Origin of the sequence: Enterocloster aldenensis (assembly GCF_003434055.1) — a bacterium.
In the GTDB taxonomy this organism is placed as follows: Bacteria; Bacillota; Clostridia; order Lachnospirales; family Lachnospiraceae; genus Enterocloster; species Enterocloster aldenensis.
This window is the reverse complement of sequence record NZ_QVEX01000006.1, coordinates 119487-142739: the sequence shown is the minus strand read 5'-3', so window position 1 is coordinate 142739 and position 23253 is coordinate 119487. Positions and strand designations below refer to the sequence as shown.

General features: G+C 51.5%; 24 protein-coding genes. All 24 read left to right on the top strand.

The window, feature by feature from the left end:
* Positions 1 to 4 precede the first annotated feature (4 nt).
* The 24 genes from DWX59_RS14160 (at position 5) to mgsA (ending at position 23244) form a co-directional block, all read left to right on the top strand.
* Positions 5 to 1537 carry an ABC transporter ATP-binding protein gene (locus DWX59_RS14160; protein WP_117559873.1) on the top strand — a complete coding sequence of 511 codons (1533 nt, stop codon included), beginning with the start codon at positions 5 to 7 and terminating at the stop codon, positions 1535 to 1537.
* Positions 1524 to 2597 (top strand): ABC transporter permease, encoded by a 1074-nt coding sequence (locus tag DWX59_RS14155; RefSeq protein ID WP_117559872.1) that lies wholly within the window; start codon positions 1524 to 1526, stop codon positions 2595 to 2597. The genes DWX59_RS14160 and DWX59_RS14155 overlap by 14 nt, the downstream gene beginning before the upstream one ends.
* Positions 2594 to 3535, top strand: coding sequence for an ABC transporter permease (locus tag DWX59_RS14150; protein WP_117559871.1), 942 nt, complete (start codon positions 2594 to 2596; stop codon positions 3533 to 3535). The genes DWX59_RS14155 and DWX59_RS14150 overlap by 4 nt, the downstream gene beginning before the upstream one ends.
* A 39-nt stretch (positions 3536 to 3574) precedes the next feature.
* Positions 3575 to 4654 carry a BMP family protein gene (locus tag DWX59_RS14145; RefSeq protein WP_117559870.1) on the top strand — a complete coding sequence of 360 codons (1080 nt, stop codon included), beginning with the start codon at positions 3575 to 3577 and terminating at the stop codon, positions 4652 to 4654.
* A gap of 191 nt (positions 4655 to 4845) precedes the next feature.
* The gene (locus DWX59_RS29625) at positions 4846 to 5709 is read left to right on the top strand and encodes a MerR family transcriptional regulator (RefSeq protein WP_117559869.1); all 864 of its coding nucleotides are present in this window, start codon (positions 4846 to 4848) and stop codon (positions 5707 to 5709) included.
* A gap of 80 nt (positions 5710 to 5789) precedes the next feature.
* Complete coding sequence (gene ylxM, locus DWX59_RS14135; protein ID WP_117559868.1) at positions 5790 to 6134, top strand: YlxM family DNA-binding protein; 345 nt, start codon at positions 5790 to 5792, stop codon at positions 6132 to 6134.
* 32 nt (positions 6135 to 6166) lie between these two features.
* Entirely contained in the window at positions 6167 to 7543 is a 1377-nt protein-coding gene (gene ffh / locus DWX59_RS14130) for a signal recognition particle protein (RefSeq protein WP_117559867.1), read from the top strand.
* Positions 7544 to 7682: 139 nt separating this feature from the next.
* Positions 7683 to 7925, top strand: a complete 243-nt coding sequence (gene rpsP, locus DWX59_RS14125) for a 30S ribosomal protein S16 (protein WP_117559866.1) — start codon at positions 7683 to 7685, stop codon at positions 7923 to 7925.
* Positions 7926 to 7945: 20 nt separating this feature from the next.
* Entirely contained in the window at positions 7946 to 8173 is a 228-nt protein-coding gene (locus DWX59_RS14120) for a KH domain-containing protein (RefSeq protein WP_007864899.1), read from the top strand.
* A 104-nt stretch (positions 8174 to 8277) separates the two neighbouring features.
* Positions 8278 to 8790: a ribosome maturation factor RimM gene (rimM, locus tag DWX59_RS14115; RefSeq protein WP_117559865.1), complete on the top strand. Its 513-nt coding sequence runs from the start codon at positions 8278 to 8280 to the stop codon at positions 8788 to 8790.
* Positions 8791 to 8884: 94 nt separating this feature from the next.
* Entirely contained in the window at positions 8885 to 9541 is a 657-nt protein-coding gene (locus DWX59_RS14110; protein ID WP_117559864.1) for a YcxB family protein, read from the top strand.
* A gap of 76 nt (positions 9542 to 9617) precedes the next feature.
* A complete protein-coding gene (mutL, locus tag DWX59_RS14105; protein WP_117559863.1) occupies positions 9618 to 11873 on the top strand; it encodes a DNA mismatch repair endonuclease MutL in 2256 nt (751 codons plus the stop codon).
* A 49-nt stretch (positions 11874 to 11922) separates the two neighbouring features.
* A complete protein-coding gene (gene miaA / locus DWX59_RS14100) occupies positions 11923 to 12882 on the top strand; it encodes a tRNA (adenosine(37)-N6)-dimethylallyltransferase MiaA (protein ID WP_117560052.1) in 960 nt (319 codons plus the stop codon).
* Between the two features lie 277 nt (positions 12883 to 13159).
* Positions 13160 to 14455: a methionine gamma-lyase family protein gene (locus tag DWX59_RS14095; protein WP_117559862.1), complete on the top strand. Its 1296-nt coding sequence runs from the start codon at positions 13160 to 13162 to the stop codon at positions 14453 to 14455.
* A 92-nt stretch (positions 14456 to 14547) separates the two neighbouring features.
* Positions 14548 to 14799 carry a DUF4321 domain-containing protein gene (locus tag DWX59_RS14090; protein ID WP_117559861.1) on the top strand — a complete coding sequence of 84 codons (252 nt, stop codon included), beginning with the start codon at positions 14548 to 14550 and terminating at the stop codon, positions 14797 to 14799.
* A 53-nt stretch (positions 14800 to 14852) separates the two neighbouring features.
* Entirely contained in the window at positions 14853 to 15548 is a 696-nt protein-coding gene (gene radC, locus DWX59_RS14085; RefSeq protein ID WP_117559860.1) for a RadC family protein, read from the top strand.
* A gap of 14 nt (positions 15549 to 15562) precedes the next feature.
* The gene (gene mreC / locus DWX59_RS14080; protein WP_117559859.1) at positions 15563 to 16408 is read left to right on the top strand and encodes a rod shape-determining protein MreC; all 846 of its coding nucleotides are present in this window, start codon (positions 15563 to 15565) and stop codon (positions 16406 to 16408) included.
* Complete coding sequence (mreD, locus tag DWX59_RS14075) at positions 16405 to 16938, top strand: rod shape-determining protein MreD (RefSeq protein ID WP_117559858.1); 534 nt, start codon at positions 16405 to 16407, stop codon at positions 16936 to 16938. Before mreC ends, mreD begins: the two co-directional genes overlap by 4 nt.
* The gene (locus DWX59_RS14070) at positions 16931 to 19849 is read left to right on the top strand and encodes a penicillin-binding transpeptidase domain-containing protein (protein ID WP_117559857.1); all 2919 of its coding nucleotides are present in this window, start codon (positions 16931 to 16933) and stop codon (positions 19847 to 19849) included. The genes mreD and DWX59_RS14070 overlap by 8 nt, the downstream gene beginning before the upstream one ends.
* A 21-nt stretch (positions 19850 to 19870) precedes the next feature.
* Positions 19871 to 20539 (top strand): septum site-determining protein MinC, encoded by a 669-nt coding sequence (locus tag DWX59_RS14065; protein ID WP_117559856.1) that lies wholly within the window; start codon positions 19871 to 19873, stop codon positions 20537 to 20539.
* Positions 20540 to 20616: 77 nt separating this feature from the next.
* A complete protein-coding gene (gene minD, locus DWX59_RS14060; RefSeq protein ID WP_008725882.1) occupies positions 20617 to 21408 on the top strand; it encodes a septum site-determining protein MinD in 792 nt (263 codons plus the stop codon).
* 16 nt (positions 21409 to 21424) lie between these two features.
* A complete protein-coding gene (gene minE / locus DWX59_RS14055) occupies positions 21425 to 21706 on the top strand; it encodes a cell division topological specificity factor MinE (RefSeq protein WP_008725880.1) in 282 nt (93 codons plus the stop codon).
* Positions 21707 to 22828, top strand: coding sequence for an FtsW/RodA/SpoVE family cell cycle protein (locus DWX59_RS14050; protein WP_117559855.1), 1122 nt, complete (start codon positions 21707 to 21709; stop codon positions 22826 to 22828).
* A gap of 20 nt (positions 22829 to 22848) precedes the next feature.
* Positions 22849 to 23244 carry a methylglyoxal synthase gene (mgsA, locus tag DWX59_RS14045; RefSeq protein ID WP_007864855.1) on the top strand — a complete coding sequence of 132 codons (396 nt, stop codon included), beginning with the start codon at positions 22849 to 22851 and terminating at the stop codon, positions 23242 to 23244.
* The last annotated feature ends 9 nt before the right edge of the window (positions 23245 to 23253 follow it).

Below are 23253 nucleotides of genomic sequence, written 5' to 3'. Positions count from 1 at the left end.
ATACATGGACAACCAGACTCCATTACTTGAATTAAAAGGAATAACAAAGACATTCGGCAGCTTTACCGCCAATGAGGATATCAACCTGACCGTATATCCTGGAGAAGTCCATGCCCTGCTTGGGGAGAACGGCGCCGGTAAAAGCACGCTGATGAATGTGATTTACGGTATCTATAAGCCGGACAGGGGCGAGGTATTCCTTTCCGGGAAGCCGGTCCGGATCCACTCGCCCAAGGATGCCCTCCGCCACGGAATCGGCATGGTCCACCAGCACTTCATGCTGGTGGATGTGTTCTCGGCCATTGAGAATATGGGCCTGATAGGGGATGTGAAGACATTTTCCATCACAAACCGCAGGAAGATTGAGGACACACTGGAGCAGCTGAAGCAGAAATACGGCATTGACGTGGACCTTCACAGCCCGGTGGGACAGCTGAGCATCGGCATGCAGCAGAAGGTGGAGATATTAAAGCTTCTGTATACGGGCGCGGATGTGCTGATTTTCGACGAACCCACAGCCGTACTCCTTCCCCAGGAATGTGACGGCCTGTTTGAAATCATAGCCAATCTGACCAGCGAGGGGAAAGGCGTCATCTTCATCAGCCATAAGCTGGATGAGGTGCTGAAAATCAGCCGCCGCATCACGGTCCTTACCAAGGGAAGGGTAACGGGCCAGATTGACACAAAGGATGCGGACAAGTCCACCATTGTACGGATGATGGTGGGAGAGGAAGTGACCCCGCCGGAATTCTCCAAAATCCGCAGGGACCGCAAAGATATGGTGCCTGTGCTCTGCGCCCGGGACCTTAAGGCAGAGGACGACCGTAAGGTCAGGACCTTAAACGGCGTGTCCCTGTCCGTGTATCCCGGCGAAGTGGTTGGGATTGCCAGTGTGGAAGGCAACGGACAGGTAGAGCTGGCCGAGGTGCTGGCCGGCGTGAGAAGGGCCTGCGGGGGCCAGGTCCTGATTGACGGCGCCCAGGTTTCCACAAAGAATGCCAAGGACTTCATTGACCGGGGTGTTTCCTATGTGCCGGCGGACCGGAATTACGTTGGCAGCGTGCCGGACTTCCCACTTTATGAAAACTGGATCCTGCGCAACCGCAGGCCTCCTAAAAAGGGGTGTTTCCTGGATTACCGCTTTATAAGGACACAGGCCGCAAAGGCCATGATTGATTTTGACGTAAGGGCCAGGGGCATCTCGGACCGAAGCGCCAACCTTTCTGGCGGAAACCTCCAGAAGTTCATACTGGCCAGGGCGCTGAGCAAACATCCAAAGGCCATGATATGTGCCTACCCCACCAGGGGGCTGGACATCAAGGCAACCTGGTTTATCCGTGAAAAAATCATCCAGGCAAGGGACGGGGGCATGGGGCTTCTCCTTTTATCCGGTGATTTTGAAGAACTATTTGCCCTTTCCGACCGGATTGTGGTGCTCTATAGGGGCCAGATTGTGGGGGAGGTCCTTCCGGAGGAAACAACGGTACGTGAGGTGGGAATGATGATGATGGGGGTGACTGCCAATGAAACTACTTGATTCCATCCATGAAGCAGGGGCAGGGGCCAAATGCCTCATTACCCTGGCAGCCGTGGCGGCAGCCCTCTTAATAGGAGGCGTCTTCATCAGCATACTCCATGTAAATCCCCTGGAGGCCTATTATTACCTTCTGATCCGCCCCTTCCGCTCCTTCCGGAGCATTGGGGAGATATCCGTAAAACTGGTGCCCATCCTGATAGTCGGCCTAGGTGTTTCCTTTACCTTCCAGGCAAAGCTCAGCAACCTGGGCGGAGAGGGGCAGATATGCCTGGGCGCCATCGGAATGACCATTGTGGGTATCTCGCCCTTTGCCAAGGCCATAGGCCCGGTGTGGATCCTTTTCGGGCTTCTTGCCGCAGCTGTTTTCGGCGCATTGTGGGCCGGGATCGCAGGCTTTTTCAAAACACAGTTCAAGGCCAGCGAAATCATAACCACACTGCTTTTAAATTACATAGCGGTCCAGTTCTTAAGTTATTGTGTTTACTATCCCCTGCGGGATTCCAAGGGAAACATCCCCCAGTCCGCAAAGGTGGCATCCACCCTTCCCAAGCTGTTTGAAGGTTCCAGGATGAACGCAGGCATCCTGATTGCCCTGGCCGGACTTCTCATTTACTGGATTGTGATTAAGAAGACCAGCTTCGGCTACCGTCTCCGGGTCCTTGGGGGAAGTATACGCGCAGCCGCGTTCGGGGGCATCAGTGAAAAGAAATACTATCTGTCAGCCATGCTTGTCAGCGGCGCATTTGCAGGCATTGCAGGCGCAGTGGAGATTGCAGGCACCCAGACCCGTCTTCTGGAAGGCCTGGCAGGTTCTTATGGTTTTGACGGTGTGGTTGCAGCCCTTCTCGGGATGCTCCATCCGGCAGGCGTCCTGGTGTCCTCCATTCTTTTGGCAGCCCTGTCCTCAGGCGCCGAGACCATGCAGGTAAAGACAGGCGTGTCGTCCCTGTTCCTCAATGTTTTACAGGCCCTCATCGTGCTGTTCATCCTTCTGGGCTTCAGCTTTTTTGGAACTGCCGGCAAAAAGAAACACCCTGATAAAAGAGAGGTGAAAAAATGAGTGAGATATTAACAGCCGCATTTTTAGTTCCTCTTTTTACAGCAGGCGTGCGCATGAGCGTACCCCTGATATTCGGCTCGGTGGGAGACGTTGTCTCTGAGCGCTCCGGCGTCATGAACATCGGGCTGGAAGGGGAAATGCTGGTCAGCGCCCTTATATCCTTCATGGCAGCCTATCACACGGGCAGCCTTTTCATCGGTATCCTGGCCGGAGGCATGGCCGGGCTTGCAGGCGCCCTGCTCATTGCTTTCTGGGGTGTCAGCAGGAAGCAGGACCAGTCCGTGGTGGGAATCATGTTCAATATATTTGCCCTTGGTTTCACCAACTTCCTGTACCGCGCTGTCTACGGTGTCAGCACGGATAAGATTAAGGTGGATATCCTTAAGAACATAGAAATCCCCCTGCTTTCAAAAATCCCCTTCATCGGCGACATTTTCTTTAAGCACAATCTCCTTGTGTACTGTGCTTTTGCAGCCGCTGCCGTGGTATGGTTCCTGTTAAGGTATACCAACCTGGGATTAAAGGTGAACGCGGCAGGGGAAAATCCCAAAGCAGCCGCTGCAGCGGGTATTGATGTTGTGAAAATCAGATATAAGACATATATGTTCAGCGGCTTCATGGCCGGTATCGGAGGCGCATTCCTGTCCTGCGGTATTGTGGGCACATTTACGGAAAACATGTCCTCGGGCCGCGGCTTCATCTGTCTGGCCATTACCATCCTTGCCAGATGGAATCCGGTGTTTGCGGTTTGCGCGGCCTTTATGTTTGGAACCGTGGAAGCCCTGCAGCTGCGGCTTCAGGCCCTGGGCTCCGCCCTTCCATATCAGTTTTTCGTGGCCCTGCCCTATGGGGTAACCCTGCTCAGCCTTGTGATATTTGGGCGCAACATCCACGCACCCGGATATCTGGGACAGATATATAATAAGGAAAGCAGATAACAAGCATTTCCATCACAAAAACAAAAGGAGAATAAAATCATGAAAAAAAACAGACGTATATTACCGATTCTTCTGTGCGGGGCCATGGCCGTATCTGTCATGACAGGCTGCAAAGCCAAGACAGAAGAGACCGCCAAGGCAGCAGAAGGGGCTAAAACAGGACAGTCAGAAGCAGCCGGCACAGAGGGGACGGGAGAAAAGGCGCCTGCCGGCGAGGTATCTAAGATAGCCATCCTTCTTCCAGGCTTTATCACGGACAAATCCTGGAACCAGGGCGCTTACGAGGGATTAAAGGAACTGGAATCCCAGGGCTATGGAATCGCATACACAGAAGACGTACAGGCCGCTGACATGGAGTCAACTTTCAGGAGCTACTGTGAGGAGGACTATGATTTTGTGATTGGGCACGGTGTGCAGTACGGGGACGCTTGTGTACGTGTGGCTGAAGATTATCCGGAGAAATATTTCTTCATCACCGGAAACCCGCCTGAAGGCGAGGAAACTCCCGGCAACATCGCATTCTATGATTATAAGGAATACGAAGGCGCCTATGTGTGCGGCGTCCTGGCGGCCGTGCAGAGTGAGAGCGGGGTCATCGGTTATATTGGAGGCGGCGACAATACAACACAGGCATCGGATAAAAATGCATTTGTTGAGGGAGCCAAGGCAGCAAGGCCTGACGTGGAAGTAAAGACGGTCATCACCGGAACCTTTAACGACTCCTCCAAGGGCAAGGAGACCGCCCTGGCAATGATTGAACAGGGCGTGGACGTAATCCTCCAGACCTGTGACGAGACAGGGCTTGGCGCGTTTGAGGCCTGTGAGGAAAATGGCGTATTCTGCATCGGATATACCTCAGACCAGGCATCCCTTGTAAAGGATGACCTTTGCCTGACTTCCCTTATGGTCAGCATACCGACCATGATTACCTCCCAGATTGACATCATCAAATCCGGTGAATTCGGCGGGCTTGAGAATCCCGGATTAAAGGAAGGCGTCATCAGCATCGCGCCATATAGCAGCAAGGTGACAAAAGAAGCTGCCGCCGCCGCGGACCAGGCCAGGGAGAAAATCATAAGCGGTGAGATTGTCCTGACACCGGATTATAACAGCAACTAATCCGGTTCATCCGCCAGGCAGATGAATCCGGGTAATACCGGCAATCAGCCATCAAAGCAGTTCCGGAAGGCGTTTTCCTTTCCGGCGCTGCTTTTTTTTGCGGATTCTGCAAAATATCCTGGGATTTCCTTGACTGTCCAGTTCCTGTATGGTTTAAAATGAAGACACGGAAAGAAAAGGAGGCATGATTTATGAAGATGAAGGAAGTGGAAGCCCGTACCGGGCTGGACCGCAAAAACATCCGGTACTATGAAAGCGAGGAACTTCTAACCCCAAGACGTGATGAGGGAAACCGGTACCGCAATTACAGCGTGGAAGATATAGACCGCCTCTTAAAGATTAAGCTGCTGCGGCAGCTTGGCATTCCAATCAAAGACATACGCGGGTATTTTGAAGGTTCAGTGGGATTAGGGGAAGTCATGGCCCGGCGGCGTTCCCAGATTGACCAGGAGCTGGAACAGCTGAAGAAAATGGGGCAGCTGTGTGACCGCCTGGAGGAACAGGAAGATTTACCCCCCGTGGATGTGGAGCAATGTCTGAAGGAAATCCGGGAAGAGGCGGACAGGGGCGCCCTATTCCAGAACATCCGGAAAGACTGGACCATGTACAGACAGGAACTCCATAAGACATTCATCTATATTGAAGCTGAGGGGGAACTATTAAAGCCTGAGGACTTTGCAAGGGAAACCGCGGTTTATGCCCTGAAACATAAGCTGGACTATGAAACCGTCCGTCTGGATAAGACCTATGCAATTGTAAAACTGGAGGGGATTGCGTACCAGGCCTCTTACACCACCATTGCTTACCGCTTTGCCCAGATGCCCATGGTTAAGCTGACCAGGTGCAGACCGCCGGAAAAGACAATATCCATATGGAAATATATATTTTTCAGCCTGCTGCCCATGCTGCTGATTGCTGGAGGCATCCTTTTCAATATCCTGGGGAGCAGATACTTTCCAGGCCATCCGCGCCTGTACCATTTTGTTACCATGGCCTGTTTTGCAGGCGCCTTCTTCCTGGCTGTCAGCAAAAAGAATGTCAATTACATTGAATGACATTGTTATTTTTTAATACCGTCAAGTAAAAATGCTTGACATTCATCCCGTTATCGTGTATGATAGCACAGGTGGTTAAAATGGAAAAGATTGTGGAACAAGGTTTGTTGTATGATTTTTATGGGGAACTGCTGACAGCGCACCAGCGCAGGGTATATGAAGACGTGGTGTTCAATGACCTTTCCCCCAGCGAGATAGCCGGGGAACTGGGAATCAGCCGTCAGGGTGTCCATGATCTGATGAAACGGTGCGATAAGATACTGGAAGAATACGAGGCCAAGCTTCATCTGGTGGCCAAGTTTGTGGAAATCCGCGATATGGCCAGGGAAGTAGAGCAGCTGGCAGACGAATGTGCCCGGACCAGGGATATGGCTCTTATTGAGCAGATTCATGAACTGGCGGGAAAAATCACCGGCACCCTGTAAGTTGACAGAGGTGCGCCCTTAGGAGGTTATCCATGGCTTTTGAAAGCTTATCCGATAAATTACAGAATGTTTTTAAGAACCTGCGCAGCAAAGGAAGACTGACCGAAGCAGATGTTAAGGCAGCGCTGAAGGAAGTCAAGATGGCCCTTCTGGAAGCGGACGTAAGCTTCCGCGTGGTGAAGCAGTTCATCAATGACCTTCAGGAACGTGCGGTCGGCGAGGATGTGTTCGGCAGCCTGACGCCGGGACAGACCGTGGTGAAGATTGTAACTGAGGAACTGGTCAAGCTTATGGGTTCCGAGACCACGGAGATTGCCCTTAAGCCCGGCAATGAGATTACCGTTATCATGATGGCTGGTCTTCAAGGTGCCGGTAAGACCACCACCACTGCCAAGATTGCTGGCAAGCTTAAGGCCAAAGGCAGGAAACCGCTGCTGGCAGCCTGCGATGTGTACCGTCCCGCGGCCATCAAACAGCTGCAGGTCAACGGAGAAAAGGTAGGAATCCCGGTTTTCTCCATGGGTGATAAGAACAAACCAGTGGACATTGCCAAGGCAGCCGTGGAACACGCGGCCAAAAACGGCATGAACGTGGTTATCCTTGATACGGCCGGCCGCCTTCATATTGATGAAGATATGATGGAAGAGCTGATTGGGATCAAGAGCAATGTGGATGTGCATCAGACCATTCTTGTGGTTGATGCCATGACGGGCCAGGATGCGGTTAACGTATCCGGTTCATTTAATGATAAAGTTGGTATTGACGGTGTCATCCTTACAAAACTGGATGGCGATACCCGTGGCGGCGCAGCCCTTTCCATCCGCGCAGTCACAGGCAAACCGATCCTATATGTTGGTATGGGCGAGAAATTGTCCGACCTGGAACAGTTCTATCCGGACCGTATGGCATCCAGGATCCTGGGCATGGGGGATATCCAGTCCCTGATTGAAAAGGCTGCGGCTGAAGTAGATGAAGAACAGGCAAAGGAACTGAGCCAGAAGCTGCGCAAGGCGGAATTTGATTACAACGATTTCCTGACCCAGATGCAGCAGATTAAGAAGATGGGCGGTATGGGCAGCATCCTCTCCATGATGCCGGGTATGGGCAGCCAGCTCTCCGGTGTGGATATGGATGAGGGGGAGAAGTCCATGCGCAGGGTGGAATCCATCATCCTTTCCATGACCAAGGAGGAACGGGCCAATCCAAACCTGATGAACCCCTCCAGAAAGCAGCGCATTGCCAGGGGCGCAGGCGTGGAAATCAGCGAGGTCAACCGTCTGGTTAAGCAGTTTGACCAGATGAAGAAAATGATGAAGCAGATGCCCGGACTGATGGGCGGAGGCAAAAAGCGGGGCGGTTTCGGCGGCCTTGGCGGCCTTATGGGCGGCAAGATGAAGCTGCCGTTCTAGGGCGTGTTTGAAAATTCATTCCCGCCATAGGACCTGCCGGAAAGCAGTTTTCAAACAGGCCCCAGGCTGTATTTAAGCTAGTCAAACAGGTTATCCTGTATGTCTAATATAAGAATAATCACAAGGAGGTGAAAATCACATGGCAGTAAAGATGAGATTAAGAAGAATGGGTCAGAAGAAGGCTCCTTTCTATAGAATCGTAGTTGCTGATTCCAAATCCCCGAGGGATGGAAGATTCATCGAAGAAGTTGGTTACTATGACCCAACCAAGGAACCAAGCGTAATCAAGTTCAACGAGGAAGCAGCTAAGAAGTGGTTAGCAACAGGCGCACAGCCCACTGAGACTGTTGGAAAGCTCTTAAAGATCGCCGGCATTCAGTAAGACGCAAATGAGGTGGAGAGATGAAGGAATTAGTCGAAGTGATTGCAAAAGCACTGGTCGATAACCCGGATGAAGTTGTCGTTACCGAATCAATGAAAGGCGAAGATACATTGATTGAACTAAAGGTGTCTCCTGCCGATATGGGCAAGGTCATTGGCAAACAGGGCAGGATAGCAAAAGCAATCCGTTCCGTAGTCAAGGCCGCTGCATCCAAAGAAGACAAGAAAGTAATTGTTGAGATTCAGTAATTGATAGACCGCTGGCCCCAAGGCTGGCGGTTTGTTTCTTGCCTGAGATTTTATGCAAATTTATGAGATTTTTTCTCACATTTTACAGGGAAAGGTTATAATATATGGAAGACATGCTGAGAGTAGGCGTCATCGCATCTACCCATGGGGTTCGCGGAGAAGTGAAGGTATTCCCCACCACAGATGACCCTGGCCGTTTTAAACAGTTAAAAGAGGTAATTCTTGACACGGGAAAAGAACATCTGCCCCTTGAAATCCAGCAGGTAAAATTCTTTAAGAACATGGTGATTCTTAAATTCAAGGGCTATGATAATATAAATGACATTGAAAAATACAAGTCCAAAGACCTGCTGATTCCCAGGGACCAGGCAGTAAAGCTGGAGCCGGATGAATACTTCATCACGGACCTGATTGGCCTTACAGTACGCTCGGATGACGGGGAAACCTTAGGCACCATGAAGGACGTCCTGGAGACAGGGGCCAATGACGTGTATGTGGTCCAAATGAAGGACGGGAAGGAAATCCTCCTGCCTGCCATTGGTGACTGCATCCTGGATGTGGACCTGGAGCAGGGAATCATGACCGTGCACATCCTGGATGGTTTGATGGATCTTTAAAAAGGGGCTTGTTTTTTACACATTTTTGTTGTATATAAAGAAGGGGGATTTGTCAGGCGGAAGGCCGCCTGTGTAGCAGGAAAAGGAAGCCTTAATGAGTGCAGAAGGAAAACCGGACAGAAATCAGCCGGCCTGTTATACCATTGACATGAAGATGACCCAGGAATCACTGTACCACATGGTATCAGTGGAAAAGCAGCTGAATCCCTCTGCTCCGCTGAGGGTGTGGACCACATTCGGTTTCCTGCTTTGCCTATGTTTTATATGCTTTCTGGCAACCTTGATCATGTGCGTTATCAAGATTTCCATGGGTGAATACAGGATACGCGGCAGCCTGACGGCGGCCTGCGTATTCTTAAGCCTTACTTTTTTCCTACGCACCCTTGCTCCGCGTTTTATACGCAGCGGTCTCTTTCATTCGGACCGTTCCGACCGGATGCAGCTGGACACGGCATGGAGGCGGTTCCTCATCAAGAACGGGGAGCCTCACACAGTGACCTATGAATTTTACCGGAATTACTTCAGTACCTCCGGTGGACGCGGCATACTTGAGTACAGCCAGATACAGCGTATCTGCGAGACAAACCAGTGCCTTGTGCTTTATACAAGGGACCACGGAGGTTATCTGCTGGATAAGAAGCAGATGGGCGCTGTCTGCTTAAGCGGCCTGCGGGCCTTGCTGACAGAGCGTTCAGGCAGGGCGGTCCGGTGGGTGCAGGTCAGGGAATTTACCCCAGAGAAGAACAATTAATCAAAAGCCGGCCCTGGCAGATGTTTGGGGCCGGCGTTTTTGGAGTTGGCAAGCCACATACAGAAAGGAAGGGTTTATGGCCAATATAACCGTATTAGACCAGAATACAATTAACAAGATAGCAGCAGGAGAAGTGATTGAACGCCCGGCCTCCGTGGTCAAGGAGCTTCTTGAAAATGCCATCGATGCCCAGGCCACCGCGGTAACCATAGAGATAAAGGATGGGGGCTGCAGCATGATAAGGGTGACGGATAATGGCAGCGGCATAGCAAAGGACCAGATTGCCCTGGCATTCCTGCGCCATGCAACCAGTAAGATTCAATCCGTGGAGGATCTTTTTACCGTATCCTCCCTGGGGTTCCGCGGTGAGGCCCTGGCAAGCATTGCGGCAGTTGCCCAGGTGGAACTGATTACCAAGACATCGGACAGCCTTACCGGAACCCGGTATCAGATAGAAGGCGGTACGGAAAAAGGGGCGGAGGAGATTGGCGCTCCGGAAGGCACCACCATCATTGTCAGGAATCTGTTTTATAACACCCCGGCCAGGAAGAAATTCCTCAAGACCCCCATGACAGAAGGCGCCCACGTGGCTGCGCTGGTGGAAAAGATAGCATTGTCCCATCCTGACATATCCATCCGTTTTATCCAGAACAACCAGAATAAGCTTTACACTTCAGGCAACCATAACCTGAAGGATTTAATCTATACCGTGTTCGGCAGGGAAATCGCAGCCAATCTTCTGGCAGTGGACTTCGGGCAGGCGGACATGCAGGTGACCGGATTCATCGGAAAGCCCGTAATCGCCCGCTCCAACCGCAACTATGAAAATTATTTCATCAATGGGCGTTATATCCGGAGCAACATCATTTCCAAAGCCATAGAGGAGGCATACAAGCCATTTATGATGCAGCACAAATATCCGTTCACCATGCTGCATTTTACCATACAGCCGGATACCCTGGATGTGAATGTCCATCCCACCAAGATGGAACTGCGTTTTAGTGATGGGGAAAGCGTATATAAGTCGGTGGTAAAAGCCGTAGGAGACGCCCTTTCACATAAGGAACTGATTCCCGAGGTAAGCCTGACGGAAAAAAGGGAAAAAGAAGCCGCTAAACTGGCAGAGCGCCTGGCCCCCAGACCAGAGCCATTCGAAGTCCGCAGGCGGCAGGCCATGTCGCCGGGACGGCCATCCCCACCCCCTGCATCAAGCGCCATGTCCCCGCAGTCCCTTCTGCAGCAGCCAGCCAGCCGGCCCTCTGGCGCGCAGGACAGTCCGGCCGTGTCCTACAGCCAGGCCCCGCCGCCAAAGCCGTCCTATGTAAATGACCTGATGCCGGACTGGCTGAAGGAGAGAAGAAAGGAACAGGCGGAAGCTGCCGCCAAAGCAGGGGCAGGACAGACCGGCAGACAGCCGGAACAGGAAGGACTGCCTGCAGGAGAAGGAACAGATGCAGTTGTGATGACGGAACGGACAGGTTATTTGGGAAGCCCTGATGTTTCAGGACAGGCAGCTATTTCGGAACAGCCGGCCGCATGGGAACAGCCGGGAATAACCGGTTCAAATCCCACAGCAGCAGGAAAATACGGCAATTTTGGAGATTTTTCCTCCACTAGAAACCTGTCCGCGGTGTCAGGGGGAGGTTTTTTCTCCACTTCCGTCCCAGATGCATCTCCAGGCCCCTCTGCCATGGCGGTGGAAAATCCTCAGCAGATGGACCTGTTTGACGGTAAACTTCTGGACCCCAAAGCCCGCCTGAAACACAAGCTCATCGGGCAGCTGTTTGATACATACTGGATGGTGGAGTATAATGAGCAGCTGTTTATCATTGACCAGCATGCCGCACATGAAAAGGTACTATATGAAAAGACCATCAAAACCCTGAAGACACGGCAGTATGATACACAGATGGTGGAACCTCCCATCATCCTTACCCTGAATATGAATGAGGAACTGCTGTTAAACAGATATATGGAGTATTTTACCGGTATGGGCTTTGAGATTGAACCCTTTGGCGGCAGGGAATATGCGGTGCGCGGGGTTCCTGCCAACCTGTTTTCCATTGCCAAGAAGGATCTGCTGATTGAGATGCTGGACGGGCTGTCTGACGATATAGCGGTACATAACCCGGATATCATCTATGAGAAGGTGGCCTCCATGTCCTGTAAGGCAGCGGTTAAGGGCCATCATTCCATGTCCGTTTCCGAGGCCAATGAACTCATTGACCAGCTGCTGGGACTGGACAACCCATATGCCTGCCCCCATGGCCGGCCAACCATCATTTCCATGAGCAAATATGAATTGGAAAAGAAATTCAAACGGATTGTGTAAACATGAACCAAGGAAATACCAAGACATGACTGAAAGGAGCAGCCCGCATATGAAGCAGCCGCTTATTGTACTGACCGGCCCAACGGCAGTCGGAAAAACATCCCTGTCCATCCAACTGGCAAAGGCCATAGGAGGTGAGATCATCAGCGCCGATTCCATGCAGGTATACCGGCACATGGATATTGGCTCGGCCAAGGTTACGGCTGATGAGATGGAGGGGGTCCCCCATCACCTCATTGATGTGCTGGAACCGGACCAGGATTTCAATGTGGTCACATTCCAGCACATGGCAAAGGAGGCGCTGCAGGGAATCTATAACCGCCGCCGTATCCCTATCATTGCAGGAGGCACCGGTTTCTATATACAGGCGCTTCTCTATGACATTGATTTCAAGGAAAATGAGGACGGGAGTCCTGTGCGGCGGGAACTGGAGGAACTGGCTGCCAGGGAGGGGGAAGCCGCGCCTGCCGTCCTGCACGCCATGCTGGAAGAAATTGACCCTGAATCCGCTGCACGGATTCATGCCAATAATGTGAAACGGGTCATCCGCGCCATTGAATACTACCGCCTGACAGGCAGGAAGATATCGGTCCATAATCAGGAGGAGCGGACCAAGGAGTCCCCCTATGATTTCTTATATTATGTGGTGAACACAGAACGCCCTGTTCTCTATGCAAGGATAGACCGGCGTGTGGACCAGATGATGGAAAACGGCTTGGTGGAGGAAGTACAGACCTTAAAGTCAATGGGCTGCCATCGTGGACAGACCTCCATGCAGGGCCTTGGCTATAAGGAAATCCTGGATTACCTGGATGGCAGGTGCACATTGGATGAGGCGGTCTATGTCCTCAAACGGGATACCCGGCATTTTGCCAAGCGGCAGCTGACCTGGTTTAAACGGGAACGGGATGTGCGCTGGCTGAACCTGCCTGATTTCGGGAATGATGTTTCATTGGTTTTGGACCGGATAATAGAGGATTGCGTTGGGGCAGGGATTGTGCTACAATAGTGAGTCGGCGAAGGTCCCGCGCCGGATGGTCCATACACCCTGTTCAGACACGCTCGCGCTCGGTTTTGTACGCAGCGGTACTAAGGCGCGTGAAAAACCGCGCCTAAGTGCCGGCGTACAAAGATGGTCTTCACAGGGTGTATGGACCATCCGGTGCTGGGCGTTCGCAGGAGGGAAGGATGGGGCGTGAAGGGCCAGGGGGCGGTTGGATGTATGGTTTGAAATGTTAGGTTTGCATGATTAAGTAGATGAATGGGAATGGAGATACGGAAGGGATATGGAGAATTTAGAGTTAGAAGGTATGTACAGGGAATTAGGGATTGGGGAGGAGGTCTTAAGGTTTGGGGCCGGGATAGAGGAGGAGCTTCGGGAACGGTTTGCGGGGATTGACGCGGTTGCGGAGTATAATCAGATGAAGGTTATACGGGGGATGCAGGTTAATAGGGTCAGTGATATACATTTTGCCGCCACTACGGGGTATGGGTATAATGATTTGGGAAGGGATACGCTGGAGGATGTGTATGCCAGCGTGTTTCATGGGGAGAGCGCCCTTGTGAGGCCCCAGCTGATCAGCGGGACCCATGCGCTTCATGTGGCGTTGTCCGGGAACCTCAGGCCGGGGGATGAGCTGCTTTCACCGGTGGGGAAGCCTTATGATACATTGGAGGAAGTCATTGGGATCCGGGATTCGGTTGGGTCCCTTAAGGAGTATGGGGTTACTTACAGGCAGGTGGATCTGCTTGAGGATGGGTCGTTTGATTATGAGGGGATTGAAAAGGCCCTGAATGACAGGACGAAGCTGGTTACAATCCAGCGGTCTAAAGGGTATGCTACACGGCCTACACTTTCCGTGGCACGGATTGGGGAACTGATTGCTTTTATCAAGAGAAGGAAGCCGGAGGTTATCTGTATGGTGGATAACTGTTATGGCGAGTTTGTGGAAAAGATGGAGCCAACGGATGTGGGGGCGGATATGATCGTGGGGTCGCTGATTAAGAATCCGGGAGGCGGCCTGGCTCCCATCGGCGGGTATATTGTGGGGAAAAGGGAGTGTGTGGATAAGGCTTCCTACCGGCTCAGCGCGCCGGGACTTGGCAAGGAGGTGGGGGCCAGCCTGGGGATTAACCAGCAGCTTTATCAGGGGCTGTTCCTTTCCCCCACGGTTGTGGCCGGAGCGCTAAAAGGCGCGGTTTTTGCGGCTAATGTTTATGAGCGGCTGGGATTTGGGGTGGTTCCGGATGGAAGGGAGCCGCGCCACGATATCATACAGGCCATTACCTTTGGCACGCCTGAAGGCGTGATTGCATTCTGTAAGGGGATTCAGGCCGCTGCGCCTGTGGACAGTTTTGTGACGCCGGAGCCATGGGACATGCCGGGATATGACAGCCCGGTCATCATGGCGGCAGGCGCTTTTGTACAGGGTTCTTCCATTGAACTGTCTGCGGATGGCCCGATAAAGCCACCCTATGCTGTTTATTTCCAGGGCGGGCTTACCTGGTATCATGCAAAACTTGGAATCCTTAAGTCCTTGCAGCAGCTTTTGGATGACGGTGTTTTGAAAATTTTAAGATGACACCTCAGATAACTTATGGTAATATATACTAATCCGGCAGGGGAGTCCATGCACTCGGTTGGCCTGCCGGTGGGACCGGAGGACAAGGCATTATGCATTACAGGAATTTCTGGATACTTTTAATCATGCTGCTGGCAGGTATTGTCCTGGGCGGCTTCATGGGACAGATGGCTGAAGGCATTCCATGGCTTGGATGGCTGAATTTCGGACAGTCCTTTGGACTGGATTCACCTCTTGTCGTTAATTTTGGTATCCTGGTCATCACCTTTGGGCTTACAATCAAAATCACCATGGCCAGTATCATAGGAGTGGCCATCGCCCTTATTATTTACCGGTTTATCTGATTTTCCTTATTTTCTTAACTTTGTGCTTGGAGAGGTGCGTAGTTAGGAGAGAGATGGAAAGAATAAGAATGAAGGATTTACCAAGTGTGGACCGCCCATATGAGAAGTGTCTCTGTTTTGGTCCAGGCGTCCTGTCGGACGCGGAACTTCTGGCGGTCATCATACGTACAGGCAGCAGGGATCATTCCTCCCTGGACCTGGCAGGCAAGCTTCTGGCCCTTGGCAGCCCGGGTGACGGTCTGCTGGGGCTTTTGCACCATTCCCTGAACGATTTCATGAAAATCAAAGGGGTGGGTAAGGTGAAAGGGATACAGCTCCTCTGCATCGGCGAGCTGTCCCGCCGCATCTGGAAGAAACAGACAGGCATCAACCGCATTTCCTTTGAACATCCAAGCCAGATATCTGACTATTATATGGAAGACATGCGTCATCTGGAGCAGGAGGAGATACGCGTCATGTTCCTGAATACAAAGCAGGGGCTGATAAAGGATCTGCTCATATCCAGAGGAACGGTCAATGCTTCCGTGATGACGCCCAGGGAGATACTGATAGAAGCCCTAAGGTGCTGCGCCGTATCCATGGTGCTGGTGCACAACCATCCCAGCGGGGACCCCAGCCCCAGCCGTGCAGACCTTATGCTCACGGAACGTGTAAAAGAAGCAGGCGTGCTTATCGGCATCACCCTCATTGACCATATCATCATCGGAGACAGGCAGTATCTCAGTTTCCGTGAACAGAAAATATTGTAAGAGGAAGTCAATCCATGGAATCTAAACACAGCAAATATATACTTACAGGCCTTACAGTACTGTGCGTACTGCTAATCTGCATCACTTCCCTGAAAGACGGCGTCATGGATCCGCTGCGCACCGGTGTGGGGTATTTCCTTATTCCAATCCAGTCAGGGGTCAATGCGGTGGGCACCGGTATCTACAACGAAATGAAAAATTACGGCACCCTGAAGGATGCCCTTGCCCAGAACCAGGAGTTAAAAGACCAGATTGCCCAACTGACAGAGGACAATAACCGCCTCCAGGCCGAGCAGTTTGAACTGGACCGCCTCAGACAGCTGTATGAGCTGGACCAGGAGTATATGCAGTATAACAAGATAGGGGCCCGCGTCATTGCCAGGGACTCTGAAAAATGGTTCCAGGTGTTCCGGATTAATAAGGGCTCTGCCGACGGTGTTGCTGTGGACATGAACGTGGTTGCTGACGGGGGCCTGGTAGGAATCGTGACGGATGTGGGCGCCAATTATGCCACGGTCCGTTCCATCATCGATGACTCCAACCGTGTAGGCGCCATGAAGCTGGATTCCTCCTATACCTGCATCGTGGCAGGGGACCTGACCCTTTATGAGGAGGGAAGGCTTAAGCTTACTGATTTTTCAAAGGACGCCCAGATACGGGACGGGGACCAGATTGTCACTTCCAATATCAGTTCCAAGTTCCTGCCAGGCATCTTAATCGGATATGCGTCGGATGTGACCATTGACCCGGACCATCTGACCCAGTCAGGGTACCTGATACCCATTGCGGATTTTGATAACCTGCAGGAGGTACTCATCATCACAGATATCAAAGATACAGGAGAGGCGGCTGCCCAGTGATTCAAGCAAAGGTAAAACAGGTCCTTATCAATATATTGTTCATCGTACTGGCGTTTACGGTGCAGAACTGTGTGTTCCCTTTACTGCCCTTCCTGTCAGCAACGCCCAATCTGCTTTTAATCCTCACGTTCTCCTTTGGTTTCATCCATGGGAAGAATGCGGGGATGCTTTATGGTTTTTTTTCCGGGCTGCTGCTGGACCTGTTCTACAGCGGACCCTTTGGGTTTTATACCCTGATTTATATTTACATCGGATATGTCAACGGAATATTCACCAAGTATTATTATGAGGACTATATCACGCTGCCGCTGATACTCAGCATTGTCAACGGACTGTGGTACAGCCTGTATGTTTATGTGTTCCGGTTCCTGATCCGCGGCAGGCTGGACCTTCCATATTATTTCAGGAATATCATTCTTCCGGAAATCATTTTTACGGCAGTGACAACCCTTCTGATTTACCGGCTGTTCTTATCCGCCAGCAGACGTGTGGAGGATATAGGAAAAAGGAGAGACAAGAACCTTGTTTGATGAACTTTTAGAGATAGTACGAGAATTTTTCAAAAAACTGTTCAGTTCCCGGCTCTTCGCCCTTTCTGTCATGTTTACCCTGATGTTCGCAGGCCTTGTGGGCAAACTGTTCCGCATGCAGATCCTGGACGGCAGCGATTATCAGGAAAAATACATGCAGAAAACAGAGCGCAGCGTGGATACACCGGGAACCAGGGGCAAGATATATGACTGCAACGGCTTTGAACTGGCTTACAACAAGCTGGCGTATTCCGTGGTAATCCAGGATACCGGGGATTATCCCAAAACAGCCGACCGCAACCAGATGCTGTACCGGCTGGTCACGATCCTGGAGCGGCGCGGCGAGAAGGTGGAGGGCAAGCTTGAGATAGGAATGGACCAGAATGGGGAAATGTTCTACACCTTTACCTCGGACGCGGCAAGGACAAGGTTTTTCCTGAACTTTTACGGCCGTTCCTCTTCCAGTGAACTGGATGATCCCAAGGGTAAATACCCGACCAATATCACGGCCAGGGAAGCATTTGAAATCAAAAAACACAGCTATAAGCTGGACGAGATGAAGGACGATAAGGGGAACCCCATCGTGCTTCCGGACAACATTGCCCTTGACATGGTCAATATCATCTTTACCATGAAGCTGACCGAATACCAGAAATACGAGACCACCACGGTTTCATCCAATGTCAGCGATGTGACCATGACTGAAATCAATGAGAACCTGGCTTATCTGAAAGGCGTGTCCGTGGAACAGTCCTATATCCGGGAATATGCGGACAGCCTGTATTTTGCCCCAATCATCGGTTATACGGGCAAGGTGCAGGAGGACCAGCTGGACGAACTGAACAATCAGTGGCGTGAGACAGAAGAAGCCGCAGGCTTTCCCGAGGATGCCGACAAATACGACCTCAACGACATTGTGGGCCGTACCGGTATTGAGAAATCCATGGAACTGGAGCTTCAGGGAGAAAAAGGACATTCCAGGATGTACGTGGACAATATGGGCCGTCCCCGTGAAATCATCGAAAAGACAGATGCCAGGGCAGGAGATGACGTATACCTTACCATTGACCATGACCTGCAGATTGCCATCTATAAGCTGATAGAACAGCAGCTGGCTGGCATCATAAGCTATAACCTTCAGATAGACGACCTGGACCCGGACAAGACTTATGACTCGTCCAAAATCCCGATTCCGGTCAAGGACGCCTATTACCAGTTAATCAACAACAATGTACTGTCCTTGCCGGATATGGCCAGGGAGGATGCCACGGACATTGAAAAGGAGATTTACAGCACTTATATGGCCTCCAGGGAACAAATCCTCAATTCCATCCGCAATGAACTTATGAGCGGACATGCCATGGCCATGAACGACCTGCCGGATGATATGTCCACTTATATGAATTATATCTACAGCTTCTTATCAGAGTCCTCTGTCGGTATCATCCAGAAGGATAAGATTGACCAGTCCTCCCCCCAGTACCAGGCGTGGCGGGACGGTACCATCAGCCTCAGAGATTATATCTACAGCGGAATTGCCGGCAACTGGGTGGATACCACACGGCTGGATGTATCCAGTAAGTATTCGGATGCAGATGATATATTCGGACAGCTGGTGGATTATGTGATAGAATCCCTGAAAAATGACAACAAGTTTACCAAGCGTATGTTCCGCTATCTGGTAAATGACGAGGTCATTACCGGGAACCAGCTGTGCCTGGCCCTGTTTGCCCAGGGGGTGCTGGATGATAATCCCCAGGAAATCGCCGCCCTCAGGACAGGGGGCAGCGCCTATGCGTTCCAGTTCATCCGTGAAAAGATATCCAACCTGGAACTGACGCCCGCCCAGCTGGCCCTGGATCCATGTACGGCCGGCGTGGTTGTGACGGACATCCGCACAGGCGAGGTAAAGGCCCTTGTGACCTATCCGAGCTATGATAATAACCAGATGTCGGGAAGCGTGGACGCAGCCTACTTTGCCCAGCTTCAGGACGATCTTTCAAAACCGCTGTACAACAATGCCACCCAGGCATTAAAAGCTCCTGGCTCCACCTTCAAGCCAATCACTGCCGTGGCAGCGCTGGAAGAAGGGGTAATCGGGCTCACGGATACCATCGAATGTACGGGTATTTACGACCAGGTATCCAATCCCATCAAGTGCTGGATATGGCCCGGACGCCATAACGCTGAAAATATAGAGGAAGGCATACAGAATTCCTGTAACTACTTTTTTGCGGAACTGGCCCACAGGCTGTGCAGCAAGCCGGACGGCACCTATTCGCCGGACCAGGGCCTTGCCACCCTCCGCAAATACGCGTCCATGTTTGGACTGGACCATACCTCGGGGGTGGAGATTCCTGAAAACGACCCGCAGATCTCATCGGAGGACCCGGAGCGTTCCGCCATGGGACAGGGCACCCACTCCTATACCAATGTACAGCTTTCCCGTTATGTGGCAGCCCTTGCCAACCGGGGAACCGTATTTGAACTGAGCCTTTTAGACAAACTCACTGACTCGGACGGCAATCTGATAACCGATTACTCGCCGGAAGCCAGTTCCCATATTGAAGCCGCCGACACCACGTGGAATGCGGTGCAGACCGGTATGCGCCGTGTGATAACGGACAGCTCGGCCAAAAAGATTTTTTCAGACCTGCCGGTGGAAGTGGCGGGCAAGACTGGTACGGCACAGGAGAACAGGAACCGTGCCAACCATGCCTTTTTCATATCCTTTGCGCCTTACAGCCATCCGGAGGTTGCCGTTACCGTGAACATACCTTATGGTTATGCGGGAACCAACGCTGCAACCCTTGGCAAAAAGGTATATGAGTATTATTATGGATATACGACACTGGACCAGATCATGGGTTCCGGCGCCTTAGGTGTATCAAATGTAACTATTGGTGATTAAGCCAGCAAAAGAGGTGATTGTATGCACAATGCGGTAGTAATCAAAAGCAGTAAAGCGGGAATGACCGTAATCCTGGACCCGGGGCTTCCCTTTGATGAGCTCCTGGAAGCCATTGCTAAGAAGTTCAGTGAAAGCGCCAGGTTCTGGGGTTCCGTACAGATGACCCTTACATTGGAAGGGAGAAGCCTTACTGCGGCCGAGGAATTCGAGATTGTTGATACGATTACGAGAAATTCACAGATTGAAATCCTCTGTCTCCTGGATACGGATGCAGAGCGGATTGAACGCTGTGAAAAAGCACTGAATGATAAGCTGATGGAACTGAGCTCCCAGACAGGGCAGTTCTACCGGGGGACGCTCCGCCGGGGGGACTGCCTGGAGTCAGAGGCCAGTATCATCATCATAGGGGATGTGGAGCATGGCGCCCGGGTGACGGCCAAAGGCAATGTCATCATACTGGGTGACCTCAAAGGCACGGTCACGGCCGGTGTTGCCGGCAACATGGACGCGGTCATCATGGCCTCCCTGATGGCTCCCCTGCAGCTCCGGATCGGCAGCAGGAGCAGCCGGTTCAATGAGCGGAACAAGCGTCTGGGAAGAGGTCCCATGCTTGCTTTTGTGGAGGATGGAGAAATCCAGGTCCGCCCGCTCAAAAAGACATTCCTAAACAATATGTTAAATTTTGCTTAATGCCAAAAAAATACTGGTAAATTTACGAAATTTAATGTACAATAGGAAGGTAAAGTATTTTTCAGGAGGATTTCATTATGAGTGAGGTCATTGTGGTTACTTCTGGAAAAGGCGGGGTAGGCAAAACGACTACTTCTGCTAATGTGGGAACAGGACTGGCTATACTGGGTAAACGTGTAGTGCTGATTGATACGGATATCGGCCTGCGCAACCTGGATGTGGTCATGGGACTGGAAAACCGCATTGTCTACAATCTTGTGGACGTGGTGGAAGGCAACTGCCGTATGAAGCAGGCCCTGATAAGAGACAAAAGATATCCAAACCTTTATTTACTGCCGTCCGCACAGACGCGGGACAAGACTGCGGTGAATCCGGAACAGATGGTTAAGCTGGTGGAGGATCTGCGGGAAGAATTTGACTACATACTGCTGGATTGCCCTGCAGGCATTGAACAGGGATTTTACAATGCCATTGCCGGAGCAGACCGTGCCCTAGTGGTTACCACGCCTGAGGTTTCGGCCATCCGGGACGCGGACCGTATCATCGGCCTTCTGGAACATGCGGAGATTGACGAGGTGGACCTTATCGTTAACCGTATCCGGGCTGACATGGTGCGCAGGGGAGACATGATGTCCCTCAGTGACGTCACGGACATTCTGGCAGTAAACATTATCGGAGCAGTCCCCGATGACGAGTACATCGTCGTATCGACCAACCAGGGCGAACCGTTAGTGGGTATGGGTTCCCCGGCCGGACAGGCTTACCTGGACATCTGCCGGAGGCTGTTAGGGGAGAGTGTTCCCATGGCTAATCCCGGACAGTCTGAGACTTTGTTCGCCAGACTGCGCAGCATATTACGGCGCGCTTAGAAGGGATGGTGTCAAGGTGAGATGGTTTTTAAGGTTTCATACCCGGCGTTCCGGAGAGACAGCTAAGATGCGGCTTAAACTTTTGCTGGTATCCGACAAGGCAGGCTGCTCACCGGAGATGATACTGATGATAAGGGATGACATGATTCATGCCATTTCAAAATACATGGAGATAGAAAAGGACAAGGTCCAGATACAGATGGAAACAGACAGTCCTCTATCCGGCAACAGCCGGGCCCTGCCTGTGCTTCATGCCAACATACCGATTCGTTCCATATCGAACAAGGGGCTATATTAAATGTTTTTGGATTATGATTTTAGACATTTTAACTTCCGGCTGGTTTTTTATATGATTGCACTCAACATCATCGGCGTATTGGTCATACGGAGCGCCACCAACATGAATGCGGATGCAGTCAACAAACAGCTGTTGGGTGTTTTAGTTGGACTCGCAGTGGCGATAGGGTTGTCACTTATTGATTATCACAGGATCCTGAACTTCAGCATGGCCATATACGGCTTATGTATTGCCAGTCTGGTGGCCGTGCTGATATGGGGGAATGTGGTCAATAATGCGAAACGCTGGATTGAGGTGCCGGTAATCGGACAGCTTCAGCCGTCCGAATTTGTAAAGATTGGCCTGATTGTGACTTTTTCCTGGTATTTCATGAAGTATCAGGAAAGAATCAATCAGGTCAGCACGGTAGCAATTGCAGCCGCCCTGTTCGCAGCTCCGGCCGCCCTGATATTTGAGCAGCCGAATCTGTCCACCTGTCTCGTCATCATGGTGATGGTCCTTGGAATCGTATTTGCCAGCGGCATCAGCTACAGATGGATCATGGGTACCCTGGCAGTTACCATACCGGTGGTCACCACGTTCGTCTACCTGCTGCTCCATGGTATGATTCCTTTTATCAAGGAATACCAGGCAGGCCGTATCCTGGCATGGTTTTATCCGGATCAGTACGGTGAGGCCCGCTACCAGCAGAATAACTCCATCATAGCCATTGGCTCCGGCCAGTTAAAGGGCAAGGGGTTGTTCAACACTACGATTGCTTCTGTAAAAAACGGTAATTTCCTTTCCGAAGAGCAGACTGATTTCATCTTTGCCGTGATTGGCGAGGAGTTAGGGTTTATCGGCTGCGTGGTGGTGATTACCCTGTTTTTACTGATAGTATATGAATGTCTTATGATGGCCGCCCGGGCCAGGGATCTGTCCGGCAGGCTCCTGTGTGTCGGCATGGCTACCCTGGTAGCGTTCCAGTCCTTTGCCAATATCGCGGTTGCCACAGGTATTTTCCCCAACACGGGACTTCCGCTTCCTTTCATCAGTTTCGGAAGCAGTTCCCTGATCAGTATATTCATCGGGATGGGGCTGGTGCTGAACGTAGGACTTCAAAGAGAGACAAGACATTTCTAATCCAAGGAGGGTTATATAATATGACAATTGGTTTGATTGCACATGACGCAAAGAAAAAGCTGATGCAGAACTTCTGTATCGCATACAGGGGGATTTTGAGCAAGAACACACTGTATGCCACAGGAACAACCGGACGCCTGATTGAGGAGGTTGCCAACCTGAATATCCACAAATATCTGGCCGGCCATTTGGGCGGTATGCAGCAGATGGCTGCCCAGATTGAACACAATGAGATGGATCTGGTCATCTTCTTAAGGGATCCCAACAATCCCAAGCCGCATGAACCGGATGTGAACAATGTGGTCCGTCTGTGTGATATCTATAATATACCGCTTGCCACCAACCTGGCGTCTGCAGAGCTTTTAATCAAGGCTCTGGACAGGGGCGACATGGAATGGCGGGAGGTTGCCAGATAATGGCTGTCA